The sequence below is a fragment of the Hansschlegelia plantiphila genome (genome assembly GCF_027922265.1).
Taxonomy (GTDB): Bacteria; Pseudomonadota; Alphaproteobacteria; order Rhizobiales; family Methylopilaceae; genus Methylopila; species Methylopila plantiphila.
This window is the reverse complement of record NZ_BSFI01000018.1, coordinates 12,868-35,971: the sequence shown is the minus strand read 5'-3', so window position 1 is coordinate 35,971 and position 23,104 is coordinate 12,868. Positions and strand designations below refer to the sequence as shown.

General features: G+C 65.7%; 19 protein-coding genes. 3 read left to right on the top strand and 16 right to left on the bottom strand.

The genetic code is table 11. The features are described 5' to 3' along the window. Window positions 1-363: 363 nt before the first annotated feature. The 3 genes from PKE75_RS13435 (at window position 364) to PKE75_RS13425 (ending at window position 5,181) form a co-directional block, all read left to right on the top strand. On the top strand, window positions 364-2,799 hold the full coding sequence (locus tag PKE75_RS13435) for a heavy metal translocating P-type ATPase (RefSeq protein WP_271169249.1): 2,436 nt from the start codon (window positions 364-366) through the stop codon (window positions 2,797-2,799). A 404-nt stretch (window positions 2,800-3,203) separates the two neighbouring features. Beyond that, complete coding sequence (locus PKE75_RS13430; protein ID WP_271169248.1) at window positions 3,204-4,706, top strand: APC family permease; 1,503 nt, start codon at window positions 3,204-3,206, stop codon at window positions 4,704-4,706. 82 nt (window positions 4,707-4,788) lie between these two features. Beyond that, the gene (locus tag PKE75_RS13425; RefSeq protein WP_271169247.1) at window positions 4,789-5,181 is read left to right on the top strand and encodes a hypothetical protein; all 393 of its coding nucleotides are present in this window, start codon (window positions 4,789-4,791) and stop codon (window positions 5,179-5,181) included. Window positions 5,182-5,340: 159 nt separating this feature from the next. Here the strand turns inward: PKE75_RS13425 and PKE75_RS13420 are convergent, their stop codons facing one another. The 16 genes from PKE75_RS13420 to groES form a co-directional block, all read right to left on the bottom strand. Next, on the bottom strand, window positions 5,341-6,756 hold the full coding sequence (locus PKE75_RS13420) for an FAD/NAD(P)-binding protein (RefSeq protein WP_271169246.1): 1,416 nt from the start codon (window positions 6,754-6,756) through the stop codon (window positions 5,341-5,343). 168 nt (window positions 6,757-6,924) lie between these two features. Then, window positions 6,925-8,676 carry a SulP family inorganic anion transporter gene (locus tag PKE75_RS13415; protein ID WP_271169245.1) on the bottom strand — a complete coding sequence of 584 codons (1,752 nt, stop codon included), beginning with the start codon at window positions 8,674-8,676 and terminating at the stop codon, window positions 6,925-6,927. After that, on the bottom strand, window positions 8,673-9,719 hold the full coding sequence (locus tag PKE75_RS13410) for a sulfate ABC transporter substrate-binding protein (protein ID WP_271169244.1): 1,047 nt from the start codon (window positions 9,717-9,719) through the stop codon (window positions 8,673-8,675). The genes PKE75_RS13415 and PKE75_RS13410 overlap by 4 nt, the downstream gene beginning before the upstream one ends. 81 nt (window positions 9,720-9,800) lie before the next feature. Beyond that, window positions 9,801-11,126 carry a tetratricopeptide repeat protein gene (locus PKE75_RS13405; protein WP_271169243.1) on the bottom strand — a complete coding sequence of 442 codons (1,326 nt, stop codon included), beginning with the start codon at window positions 11,124-11,126 and terminating at the stop codon, window positions 9,801-9,803. A 24-nt stretch (window positions 11,127-11,150) separates the two neighbouring features. After that, on the bottom strand, window positions 11,151-11,384 hold the full coding sequence (locus tag PKE75_RS13400; RefSeq protein WP_271169242.1) for a hypothetical protein: 234 nt from the start codon (window positions 11,382-11,384) through the stop codon (window positions 11,151-11,153). Between the two features lie 761 nt (window positions 11,385-12,145). After that, on the bottom strand, window positions 12,146-13,258 hold the full coding sequence (ssuD, locus tag PKE75_RS13395) for an FMNH2-dependent alkanesulfonate monooxygenase (protein ID WP_271169241.1): 1,113 nt from the start codon (window positions 13,256-13,258) through the stop codon (window positions 12,146-12,148). Window positions 13,259-13,268: 10 nt separating this feature from the next. Then, on the bottom strand, window positions 13,269-14,228 hold the full coding sequence (locus tag PKE75_RS13390) for an aliphatic sulfonate ABC transporter substrate-binding protein (RefSeq protein WP_271169240.1): 960 nt from the start codon (window positions 14,226-14,228) through the stop codon (window positions 13,269-13,271). A gap of 189 nt (window positions 14,229-14,417) precedes the next feature. Then, entirely contained in the window at window positions 14,418-15,473 is a 1,056-nt protein-coding gene (locus tag PKE75_RS13385; RefSeq protein ID WP_271169239.1) for an ABC transporter substrate-binding protein, read from the bottom strand. A 26-nt stretch (window positions 15,474-15,499) separates the two neighbouring features. Further along, entirely contained in the window at window positions 15,500-16,330 is an 831-nt protein-coding gene (locus PKE75_RS13380; RefSeq protein WP_271169238.1) for an ABC transporter permease, read from the bottom strand. Between the two features lies 1 nt (window position 16,331). Then, window positions 16,332-17,123: an ABC transporter ATP-binding protein gene (locus PKE75_RS13375; protein ID WP_271169237.1), complete on the bottom strand. Its 792-nt coding sequence runs from the start codon at window positions 17,121-17,123 to the stop codon at window positions 16,332-16,334. A 34-nt stretch (window positions 17,124-17,157) separates the two neighbouring features. Then, entirely contained in the window at window positions 17,158-18,522 is a 1,365-nt protein-coding gene (locus tag PKE75_RS13370; protein WP_271169236.1) for an LLM class flavin-dependent oxidoreductase, read from the bottom strand. Further along, complete coding sequence (locus tag PKE75_RS13365; RefSeq protein WP_271169235.1) at window positions 18,519-18,863, bottom strand: hypothetical protein; 345 nt, start codon at window positions 18,861-18,863, stop codon at window positions 18,519-18,521. Before PKE75_RS13365 ends, PKE75_RS13370 begins: the two co-directional genes overlap by 4 nt. Before the next feature lie 350 nt (window positions 18,864-19,213). Then, window positions 19,214-20,074 carry an alpha/beta fold hydrolase gene (locus PKE75_RS13360; protein ID WP_271169234.1) on the bottom strand — a complete coding sequence of 287 codons (861 nt, stop codon included), beginning with the start codon at window positions 20,072-20,074 and terminating at the stop codon, window positions 19,214-19,216. Further along, entirely contained in the window at window positions 20,071-20,466 is a 396-nt protein-coding gene (locus PKE75_RS13355) for a hypothetical protein (RefSeq protein ID WP_271169233.1), read from the bottom strand. Before PKE75_RS13355 ends, PKE75_RS13360 begins: the two co-directional genes overlap by 4 nt. Before the next feature lie 95 nt (window positions 20,467-20,561). Then, window positions 20,562-22,187 carry a chaperonin GroEL gene (gene groL, locus PKE75_RS13350; protein ID WP_271169232.1) on the bottom strand — a complete coding sequence of 542 codons (1,626 nt, stop codon included), beginning with the start codon at window positions 22,185-22,187 and terminating at the stop codon, window positions 20,562-20,564. Window positions 22,188-22,249: 62 nt separating this feature from the next. Then, entirely contained in the window at window positions 22,250-22,543 is a 294-nt protein-coding gene (gene groES / locus PKE75_RS13345) for a co-chaperone GroES (RefSeq protein WP_271169231.1), read from the bottom strand. Window positions 22,544-23,104 lie beyond the last annotated feature (561 nt).

Genomic DNA, 23,104 nt, shown 5'->3' with positions numbered 1-23,104 from the left:
GCGTTGAGGCGCGGGCTGAATTGGGCTGGGGAGCTTGCCTCGGACGCCTATGCCGCCGGCGCCCGAAGCATTCTCGAAAAGAAAGAAGCAGCCGAGGATCTCGCCGCCGAGCGCCGGCATCGGAGAGCCGCCGCCCAGCCGAGCGTCAGGCCTGAAATTGCGACCCCCGCTCCGGACGCGCGTCTCGTGTCGGGCCCAAACATCTCTTCGGAGCGCTGAGACGTGACGCTGACCAGTTCATCCGAGCGATCCACTGCCAAACCCGCCAAGTCCCGGCCCCGCGCCGCAACGGCATCGGGCGCTCCGCACCGCGCCCATCGCGTGGGCCGAGCAACCGCAACGACCGCCCGGACCGATCTCGGCGTGTCGTTTCCATCGAGCGCCGTCGTGCAGTTCGACAGCCCGACGCTGTTTGCAAACCCCCGCAGCGCATTCGCGCGTTCGTTCTTCGAGCGCGCATTCCAGGCGCCCGGCGTCGTCGAGGTCACGATCGACGCGCAGCGCCGCCACGCCCAGGTCCGGTTCGATGCGCCGCTTGCGTCCGGAGACCAGCGCGCCATCGACCTTGGCCGCGCGCTGTCGCGCCGCGACGCCGCACGTCCGGCACCCGATCAACTGATCCTTCCCGAGACGCTTGGCCTGGGATCCTCGAAAACCTTGCGGCTTCAGCGCTACGGCCGCCGATTGTCGACCTGGACCGTGCGAAGCCAGATCGAAGGGCGCGTGCGGCTTCACAACGTCAGCCTGCTGCGCAGACGCGAGCTTGGACAGGCGATCGAACGCGAGTTCATGAACACGTTCGGCGTCGACCGCTACGCGACGAACGAGCTCACCGGCACTGTGCTCATCCATTACAATCCGCGGGAGATCCGACAGGACCAGCTTGTCGAACTTCTGGACAGCGTGCTGGCCGCCTCGGGCGACGCTCCGATTTCGCCGATCGATCTCGACCTGCCCGTGGCGACGGCCTCCGTCGTGCTCGCCGCGGCGAGCCGTTTTCTGGTGCCGGGCCTCGCTCCGCTCAGCGCGGTCGTCTTCCTTTATTCCGTTATCCCGAGCTTCAAGAGCGCCTATGAGGTGCTTTTCAAGGAAAAGCGCCTCGGGGTCGACGTGCTCGACGCCATCGTCGTCGCGGCATGCCTCGCGACCAACCAGGTGCTTGCCGGAACGGTGCTCGGCTTCACGCTCAGCGTGTCGCGGAAGCTGGTCGAGAAGACCGAGGACGATTCTAAGAAGATGCTGCTGAACGTGTTCGGCAAGCAGCCGCGCTTCGTCTGGCTCGAAGTCGACGGCGTCGAGGTCGAGACGCCGCTTGAGCGGCTGAAGGTCGGAGACGTCATCGCCGTGCATACCGGCGAGGCCGTGCCGGTCGACGGCGAGGTGGTCGACGGCATGGCGATGATCGACCAGCACACGCTGACCGGCGAGTCCGCGCCCGTGGAAAAGCTCAAGGGCGACCGCGTGCTTGCGTCGACCACGCTGATTGCCGGAAAGGTGCGCGTGGCGGTGACGAGCGCCGGCGACCAGACCACGTCGGCGAAGCTCGCGCAGATCCTGAACGACACCGCCGGATACAAGCTGAAGTCCCAGTCCCGTGGCGAGGAGCTAGCGGACAAGGCGGTCGCGCCGACTCTTGCGCTCGGCGCGCTCGGCCTCGTGACGACAGGCATCGCGAGCGCCACCGCAGTGGTCAATTGCGATCTCGGCACGGGCATCCGGATGGCCGCTCCGATCGCGATGCTTTCGTCGCTCACCCTCAGCGCCGAGCACGGCGTTTTGGTGAAGGACGGGCGCGCATTGGAGAGCCTGCGAAAGGTCGACACCTTCCTGTTCGACAAGACCGGAACGCTGACGCGCGAGCGCCCCGAGGTCGGACGCATCCTGACCTATGGCGGCTATTCGGAAGACCAGATCCTTGTATGGGCCGCGGCTGCCGAGAACCGCTTCAGCCACCCGATCGCCAAAGCCATCATCGACAAGGCGCGCGCCCTCAACCTGACCGTGCCGGCGACCGACGACTCCAAATACGACGTGGGCTACGGCATCACCGTCGAGGTCGAGGGCCATGTCGTGCGGGTCGGCAGCGCGCGCTACATGACCCACGAAGGCGTCAGGCTGCCGGCTTCCGCGCAGAGAGAGCTTGAGCGCGCCCATGACGAGGGCCACTCGCTGGTGATGGTCGGGGTCGACGGCAAGCTCGGCGGCGCCCTGGAGCTGCAGGCCGCCGAACGGCCCGAAGCATTCGACGTGATCAACGGGCTGCGCGCCCGCGGCGCGCAACATCTGGCGATCATCTCAGGCGACCATGAGCGGCCCACCCGCAGACTGGCCGAGCGCCTCGGGATGGACCGACACTTCGCGGAGGTCCTGCCCCAGGACAAGGCGCGATACGTCGAGCTCCTGCAGAAAGAAGGCCGCACGGTCTGCTTCGTCGGCGACGGCGTGAACGACTCGATCGCGCTCAAGAAGGCCAACGTCTCGATCTCTCTGCGCGGCGCATCAAGCATCGCAACCGACACGGCCCAGGTGGTCCTCATGGAGGACAGCCTGACGAAGCTTCTCTACCTCCACGACGTGTCGCGCGATTTGAACCGGAACATCAATCGCAGCTGGGGCCTCGTTGTCGTGCCGAACGCGATCTGCATCGCCGGCGCCTTCTTCGGCGGCTTCGGCGTGATGCACTCGATGATCTTCAACCAGATCGGCGGCCTCCTCGCCGTCGGCAACGGCCTGCTGCCGCTCCGAAAGGCGAGCGCGCTGCGTGCGCAAAAGGAAAGGGAACGCCTCCTGCTCAGGTGACGCCAGGTCAAGATCGCTGATCCGCTTGGCCGGAAGCGGAGCCCGGGGACGCGCGCGGCCCGCAGATTTTGCGGCTGCTAGCTGTTTCGGTGAAAGAGCATAAATCTAGTAGATATACGGACTGTTATTTTATTTCTTGCAGCATGGCTGCATTTCAATCAGAACTGCATTGCAAAATTGATTATTGCGCTGCATCATATGTCAGTTTAGTGACAATCACTCTCGAACTAGCGCCGATCGTATGGCGGCGTTGGTTGGGTCGGCGCCGAACAATAGGCTGCGCGCCTCTTTGATTGGCGCTCCATCCGGCAAAAGCCGAGAACTGATTGTCGGATTACTTTCGACCCTGCCTCTGGCGTTGATCTAGCGCCCGTCTCCAACGTTCCGGCGAGGTAAACTCCAGGATGAAATCGCAGGCATTCGCTCCGGACAGAAGCAATGGTCGGGAGACGCGCTCGCCGCCCTCGACCGAACATACCGAACTCCGCGGCGCCTGCCTCTCCTATCCCGAGGTTCTGGCCCAGTCGGTCTCCGTCATCGCGCCCTCGACGGTGCCGGCGGCGATCCTTGGCCTGATCTTCGCCTCGGCAGGAAACGGCGCCTGGCTCAGCTTCGCGATCGGGATGCTCGGGCTGTTTCTGGTCAGCCTCAACGTGAACCAGTTCGCGACGCGGTCGGCGTCGCCGGGGTCGCTCTACAGCTACATCGTGCAGGGGCTCGGGCCGACCTCGGGCATTCTCGGCGGCTGGGCCCTTGTGTTCGCCTACACGCTCACGGGCATGTCGACGCTCTGCGGCTTCGCGATCGTCGCCAACGTGCTGCTCGACCAGGCGATCGGGCATCAGCTCCCCACGCTCGTCTGGTTTATTGCCGGCGCGGGCGCCGCATGCTGGATCGCGATGAAGAACATCCAGCTTTCTGCAAAGACGATGCTGGCCTTCGAGGCGATCGCGCTGGTGTCGATCCTGATCCTCGGCGTCGTCATCTGGGCGCGCCACGGCTTCGTCGCGGACATGCATCAGTTCAAGCTCGAGGGCGCGACGCCGAGCGGGATCCTGGTCGGCGTGGTGCTCGTCGTGTTCGGGTTTTCGGGGTTCGAGAGTTCGACCTCGCTCGGCGCCGAGGCCAAGGACGCGCTCCGGTCGATACCGCGGTCCGTCACGCACAGCGTGCTGTTTTCGGGCCTCGTGTTCATCTTCATGGCCTATGTCGTCGTGCTCGGTTTCGAGGGCTCCGACGCGCCGCTCGCCCAGTCTGAGGCGCCGCTGAACTATCTGGCCTCGAGCCTCGGCTGGAGGCCGCTCGGAACTGTGATCACGATCGGCGTGCTGCTCAGCTTCTTCGCCTGCACGCTGGCCGCGATCAACTCGACCGCGCGCATCCTGTTCTCCATGGCGCGCCACGGACTGTTCTTCGAAGCGCTCGGCGAGGCGCACGAGACCAACCGCACGCCTCATGTCGCGGTCGCGCTCGCCGCGCTGATCACCTTCGCTGCGCCTGCAGCCTGCTACCTGTCCGGCGTCAGCGCGTTCGACGCCCAGGGCTATTTCGGCACGCTCTGCAGCTTCGGCTTCATCCTCGTCTACATCCTGATCACCGTGGCGGCGCCGTTCTACCTGCGGTCGATCGGCAAGCTGACAAAGCGCGCGATCGCCTACTCCGCCAGCGGCGTCGGCTTCATGATCCTGCCGCTTCTCGGAACGTTCGGCCTGCCAGGGAGCACGATGTTCCCGCCGATCGACTATCCAAACTCGGTCCTCGCCGGGATATTCCTCGCCTACATGGCGGCCGGCGTTGCTTGGCTGCTGACCGAGCGCGTCCGGCGGCCGCGCATGATCGCTGGAGTGCAGGGCGCGGCCGACGATGTCCGCCTCCAGTTCGCGACCATCCCCGACAGGGTTCGCTGACACCTCTGCGAGGGGCCAAGCTGCAGGGCCCCCCGTCCGAACGCATTCATTTTCTCCACCGCGTCGACAAAGGAACGAGCGCATGAGCGATATCGCTGCTGAAACCCCGGAACGGAACGCCTTCACGGCGCTGAGCGACGTTCTCGGAACCGCCGCCGGGTACGTGAGCGAGGCCGGCGCGAGCGCCGGCGCCTCCGTCAAGGTCGCCGCTGAGAAGTCGGGCGCTGCAGTCGGCGTCGGCGCGTACAAGGCCGCCTACGGCGCGTCCTACGGCCTGGTGTTCGGGGCGGTGTTTCTGAAGGAGCTGCTGCCGGCAGGAAACGTGGTCCGCCGCGGCTTCGAGGAAGGCGCGGAAGCCGCGTTCGAGGCGATCGAGGCGCGCAAGGCTGTGCCTGACGCGGCCGATGAGCTTCCCGCCGCCGTGAAGCCGAAGGCCCGCAGGACGACCAAGGTCATCGCCACCGACGCCGCCTGAGCGCAAACGCTCTGGGTCCGGACAGACCGACTCGAACCGACACGAAAAGGCATGGCGGGATCATCCCCGGCCATGCCTTTTGTTATTCGGCTCACGATCTTGGCGGAAGGCGCCGCGGCTGGCTGAGCCGCGTTCTTGCGCGCGGTTGAATGGCGAGCGTCAGATACCGGCGCCCAGGTCGACGAAGTTGCGCAGCAAAGAGTTCTGGCCGGACAATCCGAGTCCGCCCGCGAGATAGTAGCTCTGCGCCGAAATCTCCGGCACGGCCGTGATCTCCCACCATTCCGGCCGCGTGAGCGGGCCGATTGCAAACAGCCAATCGGACGGGATCGAATATCTGTCGACTACCGCGCAGCCGAACGTCCTGACGCCGAGCCCAAGTTCATCAGCGACCAGCAGCCCGAGCTCCTTGAGCTTGACGAAGGCGGGCTCGTTCATGTCATCGAACGACGAACGCGGACCGGTGCAGTTGATGATCGCGTCAACCTCGATCTGCACGCTGTCCCGGGCGCCGCGGGGACGCAGCGTCACGATGGCCCCATCGCCTGCGCGATCCACCTTCTGGATGCGGCCTGCCCGCAGATCGAGCGCGCCGGCTTTTACGAGAGCCTCGATCTGAGTCGCGACGGCGGTCGGCATGCGATGGCGTCGGACGTCCCAGATCGTTCGGCAGTGACGCAGGAAACGCCGACGATCCGCGCTGTCCCAGGAAATCCATATGCTCGCCAGGCTTGGGCGCACGGCGTCGATCACCCGCTGCCATGGCACGCCCTGCGCGGCCGCTTCGCGCGTCTCACGCCGCAGCAGCCGAAACGCCTGAAGCGGCGGCAGCGGGCGGTCGTGGAACGCGTTGCGCCACTCGCCGCCATGCGCATGGCGGCTCGGCAGCAGGCCATGGCGAGACAGCGCTGTGATCGGGCCGGTATGACCGTTGCGCACAAGGCGCAGCGCGACGTCCACCATCGTCAGCCCCGCGCCTATCAGCAGCACCCGGCCGTCGCCGGCGGGCAACCTGTCCCGATGGACGTCCCAGGGGTCGGGAATGAAGACCGGAGAATCGAGCACGCCGCCCTCATCGATGAAGCGCGGCGTCTTGGGCGGGAGGTTGCCGGTCGCCAGCACGACCTGATCGCCCTTCAGCACGCGGCCGTCCTTGAGCAGCGCGTAAGGCGTCTCCTCCCGACCGATCTCCACCACTTCGCCGCGAAGACGCTTGAGCCGGCCAGCCGCCACGTTGTGCTCGACGATCTCCTCGATGTAGTCGCCGAAGGATCGCCGGGTGACAAAACTGTCCCGCAGCTCTCCGTCCTCGGTATTCAGTTCGTGAGGCCGGTTTGCACGCAGCCAGTGTTCGAAGGTCGGCGTCAGGCCGACCTCCATCCGGAACACCGGCACGTTGAGAAGATGCGCGTGATCGCACGCGCCATAGGCGACCCCGCGGCCGAGCGCACTCGATCGTTCGATCAGAACGACCCGATTGCCGGGGTTCTCGATGGCGCGCAACGCAAGAAGGACGCCGCTCAGCCCCCCGCCCACGATGACGATGCTGCGCAGATTCGGTTGTTCAGCGACCATGAAATATTCCGAGTGACGATGGTTCGGGCCGACCGCAATCATCGTGCAGCGATCGATGGGACGATGGCCACAAGACCTCGCTCGCAGACGCAGGCGATGCACAGGTGATCGAGCCGTTCGGACACGGCGCGCGCGCCACGCAGATATGGGCACGCCGCTTATTGGCCGTTAAGCCTGATAGGACAACGCCTGATGGGGAGCCGCGTCGTGCTCGGGCGCCGGCAATTCCCGCCGAATGCGGTTGACCGCGTCGATCGTGGACGAGTTGTCGTCATAGCGCGAGGGGAACAGCCGGTCGGCGGGATACCAGTGCTGGAAGCCGAGGCGGTCGAACGCCTGCAGCAGGTCCGGCTGCAGACCGGACAGCCAGACCTTGATGCCCTCGGTCTCGCTCTGCCTCAGGAAGTGCTCGAAGATCTCCAGACTGACGACGTCGGGATGGCGCACGCGCTTCAGGCGAAGCAGCACATGGCTGATCTTGCGGGCCTTCGCCTTATGCTCGACCAGCGTAAGATGCCGGTTCAGATCCGGCGCGGCGCCGAAGAACAGTTCGCCTTCGAGATCGTAGATGATGAAAGCCTGGTTCGCCGGTTCCCCCTTGAGGCGCTCGCGCACCACGTTCTGCTCGTCGAGGATCAGCTCGCTCGCCTTGAGCTTCGCCGCGCGCGGCACGAACAGCAGGATCGAGACCCCGACGCCGATCAGGATGGCGAGGTCGAGACCGAACGCAATGCCCGAGATTGCAGTGACGATGAACGCCCCGGCGTCGACCCAAGTCGCGCGCAGCGTGTATTTTATGCGGTGCAGGTCGAACAGGCGGTAGGCCGTCAGCAGCAGCAGCGCGGCGAGCGCGGCCGTCGGGACGTAACGTGAGAGCGGCGCAAACAGCAGCACCGCGACCGCGACGAGGGCGGCGGTGATGATGCCGGAGAACTTGGTCGCGGCGCCGGCCTGGTGGTTGATCGCCGAGCGCGACAGCGAGCCCGATCCCGGAAGGCTCTGGAAGAAGCCGCCGGTGAAGTTGGCGAGGCCCTCGGCGAGGCATTGCCGGTTGTAGTCGAGCGGTTGCTTGGTCTGGTTCGCGATCGACTTGGCGATCGCGAGCGCCTCGAGAAGTCCGAGGAACGCGATCGCCACGCTGTCGGACGCGAGATCCGTGATCCAGTTGAGCTTGATGTCGGGGATGTGGAAGGCCGGAAGACTGCTCGGCACCGCGCCCGCCACCCGCAGCGCGGATTTCCCGTCGGCGCCTGGCACGGTCCATCCAAGCAGAAACGCGACGCCTGCGACGAGCACGAGGCTCGCGAACATGTCGAACTGGGGCAGCCTGCAGCGCCTCACCACCTGACGCAGGACGACCGCCAGCGCGAGCGTCGCCGCGCTGACGCCGATCGCTTTCGCGCTGACGGGATCGCCTTCGGTCAGCGTCAGCCAGAGGCGGTAGAGGATGTGCTGGTCGCCCGTCCCCTTGCTGCGGACGCCTAGCGCATTGCTGATCTGACCGATCGCAAGCACCAGCGAGGCTGCGGCCATGAAGCCGAGAATGACGGATTCGGAGATGTATCGGGTGAGATCGCCAAGCCGGAAGACGGCGATCAGGACCTGGATCGAACCGACCATGACGGCGAGCAGGAACATCGCCTCGGCCGCCTCGACGCGCTGGTCGGGATCGAAATGCGACAGGGCCGCAAACACGACGAGGGCGATCGCAGAAGTCGGTCCGTTGATCAGGTGGGAGGAGGACCCGAAGATCGACGCAACGAGCGTGACCACGATGGCCGAGTAGAGCCCATAGCGAGGGTCGACGCCGGCAAGCAACGCGTAAGCCATGCCCTGCGGCAACGAGATGGCGGCGACCGTCAGGCCGGCGACCACGTCGCGCTTCAGAAAGTCCGCGCCATAGGCGAGCTTCGCGATCATGACTTTGCACCTTCCACGATCGTGGTGACGATGCCGTTTTCGGAGAAGAACTTGTCGTTGAGGTCATTCCAGTCCGGAGAGATCACGGATGTCGGCAGGAGCTTGATGTCCGCGAACCGGACGCCGGCCTTCTCCGCGATCCCCGGCTTGTAGGGGCGGTATCCAAGACGCGCGATCTGCTCCTGAGCCTCATCAGTGAAGAGGAATTCGAGATAGGCCTTGGCGATGTCGCCGGTCCCGCGCTCGCCGTCCGTCTTGTCGACCCACGCGACATACGGTTCCGCGAGGACGCTGACCGGCGGATAGACGATCTGCAGCTTGCCGTTCGACGCCGCAACTTCACGCAGGCCCTCGTTTTCCCACGTTACGTGAACGTCGCCGGTCTCCTTGACCGAAAACACGGTCGAAGCGCCGCGGGCGCCCTCCGCGAGTTCGGGCACGTGCGAATAGAAGCTCTTGAGGTAGGCGCGGGCGTCCGCCTCGCTCCCCCCGCGCGTGACCACGGCAAGCCATGCCGCGAGCGCGGTCAGCTTGCCGTTGCCCGAGCTGCGGGGATCCGGCGTGACGACCTCCAGCCCCGGCTGCAGCAGGTCGGGCCAGTCCTTCACCCCGCGAACATTCGCGCCGCGCACGACGAACACGATCGTCGAGGTGTAGGGGATGGAATGGTTGGGGAGACGGTCCTCCCAGTGGTCCGCGACCAGGCCGCGCTTGCGCAGGCCGTCGACATCCGCCCGCAGACCGAGGGTGACGACGTCCGCGACGAGGTCGCCGCTCGCCACCTTCTTGGCCTGCCGGGACGAGCCGCCATGGGACTGCTCGACCGTCACGTGACGGCCAGTCGCCTTCTCGTAGGACGCGACGAAAGCCGGATTGAGCGCCTGGTAGAGCTCCCGGGTCGGATCGTAGGATACGTTGACGATCTTATCTTGGCGCGGAACGGCGGTCGCGGCGTGCTTGCCACCGATGAGGACGGCGCCGACGACCAGCGCCGCCAAGGCGCCGATATCGAGGAAAAACTGACGGCGATTGAGAAAACTCACGTGATTTCCCCCGAAACTGAAGCTAGGCGGGCTTGGGTGGTCCCGCCCCGCGGTGGTTTGTTTTTCGGTTGAAGGTGAGGCCTAGGCGGCGCGGGCTCGCGCGGCCTCGTAGGCGGCGCGCGTCGCGGGCGTCGGCCGGACAGCAAGCCGCTCCGCGAGCAAGGCCCGCTCGAGCGCCCGGTTGCCGGCGCGGCACGCGGCGGCGATCAAAGTCTGGGTGACGAGATCGCGTTGGGCGTGGCTCCCGCCAATCCGCGCAACCTTGTGTCGGACGGGCAGGATCAGCCGGACGGTCTCCGCATAGTCGCCGCCGGCGAACGCGATCACGGCGTCGACGAGGCGGCGCCCGACATCCGCGGTGATCTCCCGGTTGTCGCCGCGCCCGTTCCGGACATAGGCCTCGAGCGAGGACTTCAGCCTTTCGATCCCGCCCGCATCGCCCGCGCGGGCGATGGCGAGCGCGAGATGGATGTCGTTAAAGACCAGCACATGGTCATCGACACGGGTAAGCCATTGCGCCGCGAGCGCCGCCCACCGGTCGCCGACATGGCCGTCTGCGAGTTCGATCCGCCAGAGCAGGGCAGCCGCATCGACGAGATCGAGCAGCGAGTCCCCGGCGATCCGCGGCGCGACGAAGCGGTCGTAATCGGCCAGGGCTTCTTCGAGACGCCCTTCCTCGATGAGGTAGAGCGCGAGATGCCAGCCGTTGTGGACCGCAAGCGCATGGGCCGCGCTCCATTGCGGACGCGCGTCCTTCAGGAACGCCACGCCCTCGGCCTGCCGGCTCTCGGTCTCCAAGACGTGGGCGACGGCGTGAACCGCCCATCCGTCGGCCGGGTTGCGCTCGATCGCCCGGCGACCGACGTCCTCGGCCTTGCGCAACTCGCCGGCCTCTTCGAGGCCGAAGGCATATTGACCAAGGACGAATCCATAGTTCGGTCCTTCCGGATCCCATTCCGGCAACACGCGCGCGACGGAGTCCCGGATGTCGAGCGACTGTCCGAGGTAGAAATAGGTGTCGTGCGCAAACCTCAGCGCGAGCGCGTCCTGCGGGTGGTCGAGCAGTATGGCCTCCCACACGCCCGCGGCGTCGACGATATCCCCCGAAGCCCAGGCCTTCGCCGCCGCGAGGTGCAGCGCCTCGCGCTCGCTTGCGCCGCGGAGCGCGGCCTCGCCGGCCGCGATCGCGTCGGTCACGGCCGGGTTGTCGCCCCGGAAGCCATTCAGCAGCAGGAGCAAGGCCGCCGCGCTGTGACCGAGCGCAAAGCCCGGATCGACGGTGGTCGCTTGCTGGAGCGCGGCGACCGGATCGCCGGCCCAGCCGAGATAGTCGGCGACAGCGCGATCGAACGCCGCCGCGCTTTGCGGCGATCCGGTCAGCTCAAGTCCCTGCGCGTCTCTCGGCATGTCGGAAATCCCCTCGACCTCGGCTCAGCTCGCGAAGCGCCGGCCCGGGCTTCCGAACGACGGGGCGCGCCCGGAGAACCCCGGCCGCGGCTTGAGGGCGCGGAGCGCCGCGCTCGCGTCGACGGTTGACTGAAACACGCGATCCTCGAGCGGATAGGCTTCGGCGACCGAGGCGAAGAACCGGAAGCTCCCGTCTTCCTGAGGAACGATGAGACCGGCCGGACGACCGAGAAATTCAAGGACGCAAGCGCGGTTCATCTGCACTGCCCTCCCCAGATGACGAAAAACCGACCTCGATGCGGGCCGTGACGTCAGCGCTTTAGAGCCGACATCGCCGGAGCGCTGATCGAGGCCGGGCTGGGAGGTCGGCGGGAAGGAACGACGTCGGGACGCGCATGACGAACCTTGTGGGTGGACCACGAGCGTTCGACACGCATCGCGGCGCTTTAGCTTTGGTGACGCGGAGCAAGCTGCTCGTTCAAAACCCGCGCCTCAGCGTCCAGGGACGTGAGGTGACGCCAAATTGCGCCCGATCGAACGTCCGGTCAACATAATTCTATATATTCTATTGAATTAGTTTAATTGCGCTCGTGCGGTCGAGTGCGACTTCAAGAACTGCGTCTTTTGCCCCGCCGAACGGGAGTTTCAGCTGATCCTCCGCATCGCTTGGATCGCCGCACTTAGCCATCACGAGCCGCGCTCGGCTCTTCGGTCTCAACACGGGCGGCTGGTGTCTCTGACTTTGAAGGCGCGGTCTGCGGGCGCACAGACTCCGGCTTTGACACCCAAAATACAATGAGGGCTCTTCGGCTAGGCGTCATGTCAGGTTTGGCAGTAAGCAGCCCTGCCCTCGCCCTTCGAGTCTTGTCATGCGCCGTCCGAGTACAGGGATCGCCGAGACGTGGACGCGCGGACACCGTCGCAGCGAGGCTTACAGATTTCTCGGAAACCGGTAAGAACGCAGCGTCCAACGCGTCAGCCGCACCCTACCCCTGAAAGCCGAAAAATACGGCTCGCTCTCATGCGCGGCCCATAGCACCCATCGTGGCGTAAATACTGCGCTCCCGCTTCGATTGCTTGCCAAGAAGCGGCAACACCAGTTCTGCGAAGCGGTAGGCCTCCTCGAGATGAGGCAGGCCCGAGAGGATGAAATAGTCGATCCCGAGGTCGGCGTATTCCTTCAGGCGGGCGGCCGCGTTCTCGGCGCTGCCGACAAGAGCCGCGCCCACACCGCCGCGCACGAGCCCGAACCCCGCCCAGAGGTTCGGCGCGACTTCGAGCCGCTCGCGCGATCCGCGGTGGAGCGCGACCATGCGCTTCTGGCCCTCCGAATCAAAGCGGGCGAGCGCCTCCTGCGCCTGCCGGATGGCGGCGTCGTCGACATGAGCAAGCAGGTTTTCGGCCGCAGCCCAGGCCTCCGCTTCGGTCCGCCGCACCACGGTCTGCATTCGGAGCCCGAACCGCAGCGTCCGGCCGGCGGCGGAGGCTCTGCGCTTCACGTCGGTGATTTTCTCCGCCACGGCGGCGATCGGCTCGCCCCAGCTGAGATAGACGTCGACGTGCTCCGCGATGAACTGGTGGCCGGCCTCCGACGACCCTCCCGCCCAGAGCGAGGGCTCGACCGGCTCGGGCGCCTCCTCAGGAAACAAGTAGAGCTCGGCGCCGCGCACTTTGACGTGCTGGCCGTCGTAGTCGACGCGTTCGCCGGCCTGCAGCCGTCGCCAGACCTTGATGAATTCCGCCGCCTGCGCGTAGCGTTCGTCATGCGGCAAGAAAACGCCGTCGCCGGCGAGCTCATCGGGATCGCCGCCGGCGACCACATTGAGCAGCAAACGGCCGCCGGAAATCCGGTTGATCGTGTTCGCCATGCGCGCCGCGACGGTGGGCGTCACCGTCCCCGGACGCAGCGCGACGAGGAATTTGAGCCGTCGGGTGACCTGTGACAGCGCGGATGCAACGGCCCAGCTGTCCTCGCAGCTTCGCCCTGACGGCACCAGCACCCCGCCATAGCCGAGATCCTCCGCGGCTTCCGCGATTTGGCGGAGATAGCTGAAGCTGGGAGGCCGCGCGCCGATCGACGTGCCGAGATAATGCCCGTCGCCGAAGGTCGGCAGGAACCAGTAGATATTCATGCCGCCAGCCTCACCGCGAGGCGCCGGCGACGTTGTCTTGGACTGTGATAGGGTTGTCGATAATGCCTTCCTTGAGAAAGGCGTCGGCGAGCTTCTGCTGGCTGTCGACGATCTCGGCGGTGAGCGGTTTCACGCCGAAGCCCATCCGGCGGATCGCGACATCCAGCGCCTCGCGGTCGATCCCGGTCGCGTCGGCGACGGCTGCCACGATCAACGTTGGGTCCTGAAGCGCGCGCTGGTCGATCTTGGCGAGCTCGTCGAGGATGATGGCGACGATTTCGGGATGTTTGTCGGCGAGATCGCGGCTCGCCAGGAAGAACTGGTGGTTGGCGACCCCGGCGGTGGCGCCGTCGGCGAGCACGCGCAACTGGCCGCCCTTCTGCGCCCCCGCGAGGAACGGGTCCCACACGCCCCAAGCGTCGACCGCTCCCGACTCGAGCGCGGGCCGGGCGTCGGCTGGGAACAGCCAGGACCAGGTGACGTCCTTGCCCGAAAGGCCGGCTGCGGCCAGCGACTGAAGCGAAAGGTAATGCGCGTTGCCGCCGCGCGAGGTCGCGATCCGCTTGCCTTTAAGGTCGGAGACGGTCTGGAACGGCGAATCGGCCCGCACCACCAAGGCTTCCCCATGCGGCGCCGGCGGTTCGACGGCGACATAGACGAAGGGCGCGCCCTGCGCCTGCGCGATAACCGGCGGCGCGTCGCCAGTAGTCCCGAAATCGATCGCGCCGACGCGCAGCGCCTCGAGCACCTTCACGCCTCCCTGGAACTCAGCCCAGGTGACCGCGATCCCCTTGTCCTTAAGCCGCCGCTCGAGCGAGCCTTCCGCCTTGAGCACGATCAGGGTGCCGTATTTCTGAAAGCCGAGCCGTAACGTCTCGATCGAACTACCTTCAGCCTCGGCTGCAGCGCTGGCCGAAACCAAGAGCAGGGCGGCCGCGACCAGTCGGAGAAAGTCCCTATTCAGACGCATGCTAACAGCCCTAAACAATTACAAAATCGATAATCGGCGCGCGCGAAATTCTGTTCGACGCACCCGTGCGATCGGCGCAGCTCGCTTGGTCACTCGGGAGGTAAAAGCTGCAACACGGACTGCAGGATCAAGAAACCCGCAGGCATTCTTTAATCGAATACGTGCCGGCGTTTTGCATCGGGGGAGAACTCATCCCACAGGCGATATCTTTGCGAGATCCACGTGGTCCCCCGCGGCGATTTGCTTCCGGACGCGGGCGAGCGGACCGCCATCGTAGAAGCTCGCAGCGTCGATCGGGTTCGCCAGCAGCTTCTGCGCGACGAGGAAATCCAGCACCTTCTGGGTGCCCGCGATCTCGTCTGGCGTTACCACAAGGTCGATCGCGGTGAGGTCCTTCACCGGCGCGCGAAGATGCCTGTCGGCGGCCGCCGCGGCTGCGAGCAGCGATGGATCGAGGCGCGAGGTCGCGGCGAACCAGCCTTGCGCCTGCGCGAGGTTGTTCGACGTCCACCAAGTCGCGACCGTCCAGGCTTTCAGGAAGCGGCCCGCGCCGTCCTCTCCGTTTGCCTTCAGCCACTCGCAGGTGAGGCCTTGGTAGCCCGCGCCCTGGCCGGTCGAACTCGTCCAGATCGGCTTGCCCAGTTTCTGCTGGATCAGGCGCTCGTAGGTCGGGTCCCATGTCGTCACTGCGTCGACGAGGCCGCCGCGTAGCGAATCCGCCTGTTCGGCGATGTCCTGGTTGACGATGCGGATTTCCTTGAACGGATCCTGCACGCCGGCGTCCACGATCGCCTGAACGCTGCGTGGGAACACCGTGGTGGAGAATGGACCGGAAAGCCGCTTGCCTCGGAGGTCCGCGAGGCCGCCTTCGAAATCCGGACGCGCGATGATCGCGAAGCGGAAGTCGTGCGAGCGGTGCAGCACCTTCGTGCCTGGCAGACGCGAGGAGCCGCGCAGCAGCGGCGCGTCTGCGGCCGAGATGTTGTCGATTGCGCCTGCTACCGCGCCCTCGGCGAGCGGGCCGCCAAAGGTGAAGGGCTTGAAGTCAGCCTGGATGCCGTGCAGCGCCAGGATGTTGGTGTGTCGCAGCGTCTCAAAGATCTCGCCGGCGCTGCTCCAGAGGGTCTGGTAGCCAAGGCGGATCTGGAGAGGATCGGATGCCGCCGCGCGCAGTATCGACGGTTTCGCAAGCGAGGCGCCGAGCGTTGCGCCGGCTGCGCCGAACAGGAATGTTCTTCTCTTCATGACAGGCGATCCTTGGATTGAAGCGGTCAGCGGGATCGCGGGCCGCGGACGATGGCGCGCTCGAGCGCTACCATCAGGCGGTTCATTGCGAAGCCGACGAGGCCGATCACCGCCATTCCGGCGAGTACTTTCTCGGTCTCGATCGTCGTGCGCGCCATCTGGATGAGGTAGCCGAGGCCGGAGGTCGACGAGATCAACTCAGCGGCGATCACGCAGGTCCAGCCGGTGCCGAGGCCGATCCGCAGACCTGTAAGGACCTGCGGCAGTGTCGCCGGGATGAGCACCTGGCGGATAAACAGACCCGATGAGGCGCCGAAGCAGCGGGCGACGCGCACATAGGTGTCCGGGAGCGCCCGGGCCGCGTCGTAGGCGTTGGTGAAGACGGGAAAAAACGCTCCGAGCGCGATCAGGAACCACGCCGGCCGGTCGCCCAAGCCGAACCAGAGGATCGCAATCGGTATCCATGCGATGACCGAGATCGGCCGCACGAGCTCGACGATTGGCAGGAGATAGCGGGCAAGGGCCGGCAGGCGCCCAAGCGCGAGGCCGAGCGACACGGCGATTACGGCCGCGACCGAGAAGCCCACCCCTACGCGCGTCACACTCGCGGCGAGGTCACTCCACAGCATTCCAGCCGAGGCAAGATCGTGCAGCGCCTCTAGGATCGCGGACGGCGGCGGGAAGAGATTGGCGTTGACGAAGCCCCAACGCACGGCCGCTTCCCAGAGCAGGAGAAGCGCCGGGACCACGGCGAGATGGTGGCCGCGCCAGACGGCTGCTGCTGCAAGCGTGGATAGTTTCCCGGCCGACGTAACCACGCCTGGGACGGAGGATGCAGGCAGATCCGATGTCGACACCTCAGCGCCCTTCCGAAGGTTGCGGGGCGTCGTGCAGAAGGTCGAAGAGGCGCTGCTTCAGCGCCATGAACACGGGATCGCGCGTGCGTAGGTCGGGCGAACGTGGACGAGGCAGAGGAATTTCTACGATCGTCTGGATGCGTCCAGGTCGAGGCGCCATCACGACCACCCGGTCGCTGAGGAACAGGGCTTCCTCGATATTGTGGGTGACGAGGACGAAGGTCTTTCCCGAACGTTCCCAGATCGCGAGCAATTCCTCCTGCAGCGCGTCCCGGGTGAGCGAGTCGAGGGCGGCAAAAGGCTCGTCCATGAGGACGATGTCAGGGTCCGGGGCGAGCGCGCGGGCGACGCTGACGCGCTGGCGCATGCCGCCAGAGAGCTCGTGCGGCAACCGGTCTTCGAAGCCCTTCAGGCGGGCGAGGTCAACGAAACGCGCGACTGCGGTCTCGCGCTCACGTCGGGACAGACCTTTTGCGCGCAGACCGAAGGCGATGTTGTCGGCGACGGTGAGCCAGGGAAACAGCGCGTAGTCCTGGAACATCATCGTTCGGTCGGGGCCAGGGCCAGCGATCGCGACCGCCCCCCGCCGGACGACGCCGGTCGACGGCGTCACGAAGCCGGCGATCATGTTGAGCAGCGTCGTCTTCCCGCATCCGGACGGGCCGATGATCGAGAGGAATTCGCCCTCGCCAATGTCGAGGCTGACGCGGGACAGCGCGCGCACGGCGCCGTTGGGTCGCGCGCCAGCATATGTCTTCGAGACGTCATCGATGGAGAGCGGGCCGGCGGTCATCGGGATCTTAGCGGATAGCGAGGAAAAGCCACGATCACTCGGCCGCGACAGAGCGGCGGGCGACGTGCCGGTTCTCCGGCCGCGAAAGGCCGAGGTTTTCGCGCAGCGTCCGACCCTCGTATTCCGTGCGGAACAGGCCGCGCCGGCGCAGCTCTGGCAGCACGAAGTCGATGAAGTCGGTGAGCCCGCCCGGAAGGATCGGCGACATCAAATTGAAGCCGTCAGCGCCGTAATTAAGAAAGCGCTCCTCCAGCTGATCGGCGATCTGCTCGCCGCTGCCGACGAGCTGCCAATGACCACGCGCCCCGGCAATGCGTAGATAAAGCTCGCGGATTGACAGGTTTTCGCGCTGCGCGAGGTCGGCGACCAACGCCTGCCGGCTCTTCCCGCCCGCGATTTCGGGCAAAGGAGGCAGAGGACCGTCGAGCGGATGCCCGGAGAGGTCGACCCCGAGATGAGTGCGCAGAAGCTCGAGGCCGACCTCGGGCTGCACCAAGCCCTGCAGTTCCTCAAACTTCTCCTGGGCTTCTGCTTCCGTACGGGCCGTCACGATGAAGGCCCCCGGCATGATCTTGAGGTCGTCGGGCGAACGCCCGTATTTCGCAAGCCGGCCCTTCACGTCGGCGTAGAAGGATGTCGCCTCCTCTAGCGTCTGCTGGGCGGTGAAAATGACTTCGGCCGTTCGTGCAGCGAGCTCCTTGCCGGGCTCGGACGAGCCCGCCTGGATCACGACCGGTCGGCCCTGCGGGGGGCGCGGGGCGTTGAGGGGTCCGCGGACCTGAAAATGCTCCCCATGATGGTTGAGCTGGTGCAGCTTCCTCGGATCATAATATTTGCCGCTGACCCGATCGCGCAGGAAGGCGTCGTCCTCAAAACTGTCCCAAAGGCCGAGCACGACGTCGGCGAACTCTTCCGCGCGCTCGTAGCGCTTGGCATGCGGCACTGGCGCAGCGTGGCCAAAATTGAGAGCGACCTCCGGCTCCTGCGTGGTGACGAGGTTCCACCCCGCACGGCCCGCACTCAGCCGGTCAAGCGAGGCGAACTGCCGAGCCAGATTGTAGGGGTCGCTGAAGCTGGTGGAGGCCGTCGCCACGAGTCCGATGCGGCTCGTATGTCCCGCAATCGCCGAGAGCAGCGTCAGCGGCTCGAACGGCGTGACGCCGCTATGCGGGTTGCGGCTGACAGAGGCGGGAAGGTTGAGCCGTATACCAACGCTGTCGGCCAGGAAGACGGCGTCGAATTTTGCCGCCTCTGCCGTGCGGGCGAACGCCACGTAGTCGCGCAAGCTATCGTCGACCGAGGCGAGAGGATGGCGCCAGGCCGCCACGTGATGGCCAGAGACGTAATGGAAGGCTCCGAGCTTCAGTCTGTCGAGGCGCCTCGTCGGAACTGGGCTCACAGGATGACCTTAGAGAGATTGAAGACGCTGAGGGAGGCGATCAGCAGCCCGACAGTGACCATCAGCGTGCGAGCCGACAGCTTCTTCACGAGCAGCGCTGTGAACGGGGCTGCGAACAGGCCGCCGACCACGAGGCCTGCGATCGTGGCCCAGCGCGTCAGTCCGCGGAGCGCCGCAAACGACAGGCCGCTTGCGATAGCGGGAGCTGATGGCGTCAGCGTGCCCAGCAGCGGCGAAGGCGGACCGAACGGCAGAGCCGGCGTGGGCGGCCGAACGGAAGATCTGCCCGTCGAGCTAAAATGCTTCGCCGATGGCCGCGAAGAAGCGAACGCCGCCGGCATCAGGGACGACGAGGCCGGCCGGAGACTTTGATGACGCAAGCGCCGTTCATAGCGACGAGAACCCACACATTTTTAAAAAAACTCTCGCGAGCGTTTCGGCACGCATCGTGGCGCTTTAGCCTTTGATGATGCGGGGCAAGCCGCTCTTTCCAAACCCGCGCTCAGGCCGGAACCGCCGGAGAACTTCTCGATCGTGATGCCAGAAACGAAACGCGTCAATCTTAAAATCATCAAATCTATAGATTTTCTATAATTAATGGGTTTCGCTGGCTTGGATTAATCGATGAGCATAGGCGCTTGGTCGGAGCATGGGGTCGGACGGTCCCCGGAGGGTCCAGCCGACATTGGTCCTACCAAGCGTGCGGACGCTCACGATTAATCTCCCGAAGCCGCCCCGGAGCGACGGCCAAGGCAAAGCTGCGGATGTCCCGGGCGACGCGGTCGGGCGCCTCCCAATGTGGCGCATGGCCGAGTCCAGCGTAGTGGATGGTCTCCAGATGCGGGATCGCGCGCGAAAGCGCGACCTGCTCACCCTTGTGGAACACGCCGTCCTCGACGCCCCACAATGAAAGCGCGGGAACGCGGATCTCTAACGCCTTTCTAGCCCGCGGCTCGTTAAGAAGAGCCTCGAGCGCGTTCCGCCAGGTCTCGGGCCGCAACTTCCGGCTCTCCTTGACGATCGCCGCGAGCCGGCTCGGGCGGAGCGGCGCGCTGACGGTGCTCTCTTGGAACGCCTTGATGAAGTCCGGCGGAATGGCGTCACCGAAATCGCCGATTTGGACACGCAGCGCCGCCAGCCCCGGATGGGCGGCGGCGCTGCGTGCGCCGCCGATGATTGTCAGGCTCCGGAGCAGGTCGGGCCGGCGCTCGGCGGCGCGCTGCGCGACGATCGCTCCCAACGAGTGGCCGACGAGGTGGACGGGCTCCCGAGCGACCGTCGCGATGAAGTCGATCGCGTCCTGGGCGAGATCCGCCATCGCGTAGCGTCCGCCCGGTTCGGTATGGCCGTGGCCGCGCTGGTCGAGAGCGAACAGCTGGGCGTCCCGACCGAGGACCTTGAACAGCGGCTCGAAGCTGCGCCAGCTGTCGGCGTAGCCGTGCAGCAGGACGATTTTCGGTCCGCGGTCGCCGACCGTCGCGTAGTGATGCAACAACCCGTTGGGCAGCGTGACGAACCGGCTGTCATGCCTGGCGACGGAACCGCTCATCATGCGCCCCCAGCTTCGCCGGCGCCCAGCAGATCGGCCTCGAGCGCCTGGAGCTGCTCAGGCGCGCGCGCCTTCAGGATCAGGAACCAAGAGACGCCGAGCGCCAGCAGCCCGAGGAAGACGTATGGCAGCGCCGAGAACGGCCATGCCGGGACAGGGTAGAGGCTGCCGGCGAGCGGAACCAGCAACAGTAGGATGGTGACAAGGCTGATCGCGCCGTGCCACGCCCTGAGCCGCCCGGGGATGACGAGCGCCGGCGTCCCCGATGGAGCCACCGTGCCAATGGACTGCGCGATCGTCTCGGGCAGAGAAAGCCGGTCGCGCGCCAGGTGGCGACGCGCCTGCTGTGGGGAATCGATGTCCAAGCCTGGCCTCGAGACGATGGTAGTGCTCATGGCATGCGCCCTTCCGGTGGAGAACTTGCGAGCGAGCAAAAAAGGGCGGGAGGACGAGCTTGGGCGGGCGGCGTCGGCACGCCCGCCCAAGTTCGTCAGTAGTCGAGGCCGGGGCCGCTAGGCTGCGACGGCGACTTGTCTTTCGGCAGATCCGCGATCAGCGCTTCGGTCGTCACCAGCAGCCCAGCGACCGACCCCGCGTCCTGGAGGGCGGTGCGCACGACCTTGACCGGATCGAGGATGCCGGCCTCGAGCAGATCGACATACTGTTCCGTCTGCGCGTTGAAGCCGAAGGTGAAGGACGGGTTGTCGAGGATCTTGCCGACGACGATCGAGCCCTCGACGCCCGCGTTCTCCACGATCTGGCGGAGGGGCGCCTCAAGCGCTTTCAGCACGATGTGGACGCCGGCCTGGACGTCGGCGTTGTCGCTCCGCAACTGGGCGACCGCAGCCTTGGCCCTGAGGAGGGCGACGCCGCCGCCGGGAACCACGCCTTCCTCGATCGCGGCCCGGGTAGCATTGAGGGCGTCGTCGACCCTGTCCTTCTTCTCCTTGACCTCGACCTCCGTGGCCCCGCCGACGCGGATCACCGCGACGCCGCCGGAGATCTTCGCCAGCCTCTCCTGCAGCTTCTCCTTGTCGTAGTCGGAAGTCGTCTCCTCGATCTGCGCCTTGATCTGCGCCGCGCGGGCCTTGATGGCGTCGCCGTCGCCCGCGCCGTCGACCAAGGTCGTGCTGTCCTTGTCGATCCGCACCTTCCGAGCTCGGCCCAGCTGGTCGATCGTGACGTTCTCGAGCTTGATGCCGACGTCCTCGGAGATCACTTGGCCGTTGGTGAGGATCGCGATGTCCTCAAGCAGCGCCTTGCGACGGTCGCCGAAGCCGGGGGCCTTGACGGCCGCAACCTTGAGGCCGCCGCGAAGCTTGTTCACCACCAGCGTTGCAAGCGCCTCGCCCTCGACGTCTTCCGCAATGATGAGCAACGGCTTCGCTGACTGAACGACCGCCTCCAAAACCGGCAGCAACGGCTGCAGGCTCGACAGTTTCTTCTCATGAATCAGGATGTGGGGGTCGTCGAACTCCACAAGCAGCTTCTCGGCGTTGGTGACGAAATATGGGCTCAGGTAGCCGCGGTCGAACTGCAGGCCCTCGACGACTTCGAGCTCCGTCTCGAAACTCCTGTTCTCCTCGACCGTGATGACGCCTTCGTTGCCGACGCGCTTGACGGCCTCGGCGATGATGTCGCCAATCTCCTTCTCGCCATTCGCCGAGATCGTGCCGACCTGCGCGATCTCGTCCGCGGACTGGACCTTCCGCGCGCGCTCGACGATGTCCTTGATCGCGGCCGACACGCCGAGGTCGATCCCGCGCTTCAGGTCCTGCGGATTAAGGCCGCCGGCGACCGCCTTGGCGCCCTCCCTGACGATCGCCTGGGCAAGCACCGTTGCGGTCGTCGTGCCGTCGCCGGCGAGATCGTTGGTCTTGGTGGCGACCTCGCGAAGCAACTGCGCGCCAAGGTTCTCGAACTTGTCCTCGAGCTCGATCTCCTTCGCGACGGTGACCCCGTCTTTGGTGATGCGAGGCGCGCCGAAGCTCTTCTCGATCACGACGTTGCGGCCCTTGGGACCGAGCGTGACCTTCACCGCGTTGGCGAGAATGTCGACGCCGCGCAGCAGCCGCTCGCGGGCGTCGGTGGAGAATTTCACGTCTTTCGCAGCCATCTGAATAATCCTTGGAAATGAAGCGGCTTCTGGCGCCGGTTCGATGTGGCGAAGGCGTGCAGTCAGGCGCCGCCGACGACGCCGAGAATGTCGGTCTCCTTGACGATCAGGACGTCAGCCCCGTCGATCTTGACTTCGGTGCCGGACCACTTGCCGAACAGCACGCGGTCGCCGGCCTTCACGTCCGGCGCAATCAGTTTGCCCTGCTCGTCGCGCGCGCCGGGGCCGACGGCCACGACCTCGCCCTCCTGGGGCTTCTCCTTCGCGGTGTCGGGAATGATGATCCCGCCCTTGGTTTTCTCTTCGCCGTCAAGACGACGGATCACCACGCGGTCGTGGAGGGGGCGAAAGCTCATGAATGCTGTCCTTGTTTTTGGAGTTTCGAAGCTGAAGGTCGCCGGCCGTTGGACGCGCCGACGCAAAGGCGCGGGGCCTGCCGGACCGATTGAACTCTTCAGCGAGGGAGCGTCAGCCGTTGCGGCGTGGCGGCAACTGGACTGTCAGCTTCGACATCGCCCTGCCGCCGCGAAGCGCTGGGGCGAACGAGAGGTCAGGGCGGTCGAGGACAGAACAGCCATTTCGAATGCCCGATGAAGCCTTGCGAAACACCCGCGTCCGTCGCGGGGCTCAGACCGCCTGCGAAGGCGCAAACCATTTGGTCTGGATTCGCGACGGGTTGGATAAAGACCTGCAACGCCCCAACGATGCGACCGCTTCAAACGCCCGTCAATCATTATTAGATATAAACTATCGATTTTATAGCATAATGGGCGGTGGGTTGGATCCTGACGCTCTATTCGGCATCGGCGCCCTCAGGTGGTCCCATGACAGATAACAGGTCGCCTTCGCAGCGAGCGGCGGCATCGCCACGCTCAAAGATCTCGAGGGCAAACGCATGGCATTGTCACGTTCACGTC

Coding starts and splice junctions, on each gene's coding strand:
- PKE75_RS13430 (WP_271169248.1), top strand. CDS start 3,204: ATGAAATCGCAGGCATTCGCTCCGGACAGAAGCAATGGTCGGGAGACG.
- PKE75_RS13425 (WP_271169247.1), top strand. CDS start 4,789: ATGAGCGATATCGCTGCTGAAACCCCGGAACGGAACGCCTTCACGGCG.
- PKE75_RS13420 (WP_271169246.1), bottom strand. CDS start 6,756: ATGGTCGCTGAACAACCGAATCTGCGCAGCATCGTCATCGTGGGCGGG.
- PKE75_RS13415 (WP_271169245.1), bottom strand. CDS start 8,676: ATGATCGCGAAGCTCGCCTATGGCGCGGACTTTCTGAAGCGCGACGTG.
- PKE75_RS13405 (WP_271169243.1), bottom strand. CDS start 11,126: ATGCCGAGAGACGCGCAGGGACTTGAGCTGACCGGATCGCCGCAAAGC.
- PKE75_RS13400 (WP_271169242.1), bottom strand. CDS start 11,384: ATGAACCGCGCTTGCGTCCTTGAATTTCTCGGTCGTCCGGCCGGTCTC.
- ssuD (WP_271169241.1), bottom strand. CDS start 13,258: ATGAATATCTACTGGTTCCTGCCGACCTTCGGCGACGGGCATTATCTC.
- PKE75_RS13390 (WP_271169240.1), bottom strand. CDS start 14,228: ATGCGTCTGAATAGGGACTTTCTCCGACTGGTCGCGGCCGCCCTGCTC.
- PKE75_RS13385 (WP_271169239.1), bottom strand. CDS start 15,473: ATGAAGAGAAGAACATTCCTGTTCGGCGCAGCCGGCGCAACGCTCGGC.
- PKE75_RS13375 (WP_271169237.1), bottom strand. CDS start 17,123: ATGACCGCCGGCCCGCTCTCCATCGATGACGTCTCGAAGACATATGCT.
- PKE75_RS13365 (WP_271169235.1), bottom strand. CDS start 18,863: ATGCCGGCGGCGTTCGCTTCTTCGCGGCCATCGGCGAAGCATTTTAGC.
- PKE75_RS13360 (WP_271169234.1), bottom strand. CDS start 20,074: ATGATGAGCGGTTCCGTCGCCAGGCATGACAGCCGGTTCGTCACGCTG.
- PKE75_RS13355 (WP_271169233.1), bottom strand. CDS start 20,466: ATGAGCACTACCATCGTCTCGAGGCCAGGCTTGGACATCGATTCCCCA.
- groL (WP_271169232.1), bottom strand. CDS start 22,187: ATGGCTGCGAAAGACGTGAAATTCTCCACCGACGCCCGCGAGCGGCTG.
- groES (WP_271169231.1), bottom strand. CDS start 22,543: ATGAGCTTTCGCCCCCTCCACGACCGCGTGGTGATCCGTCGTCTTGAC.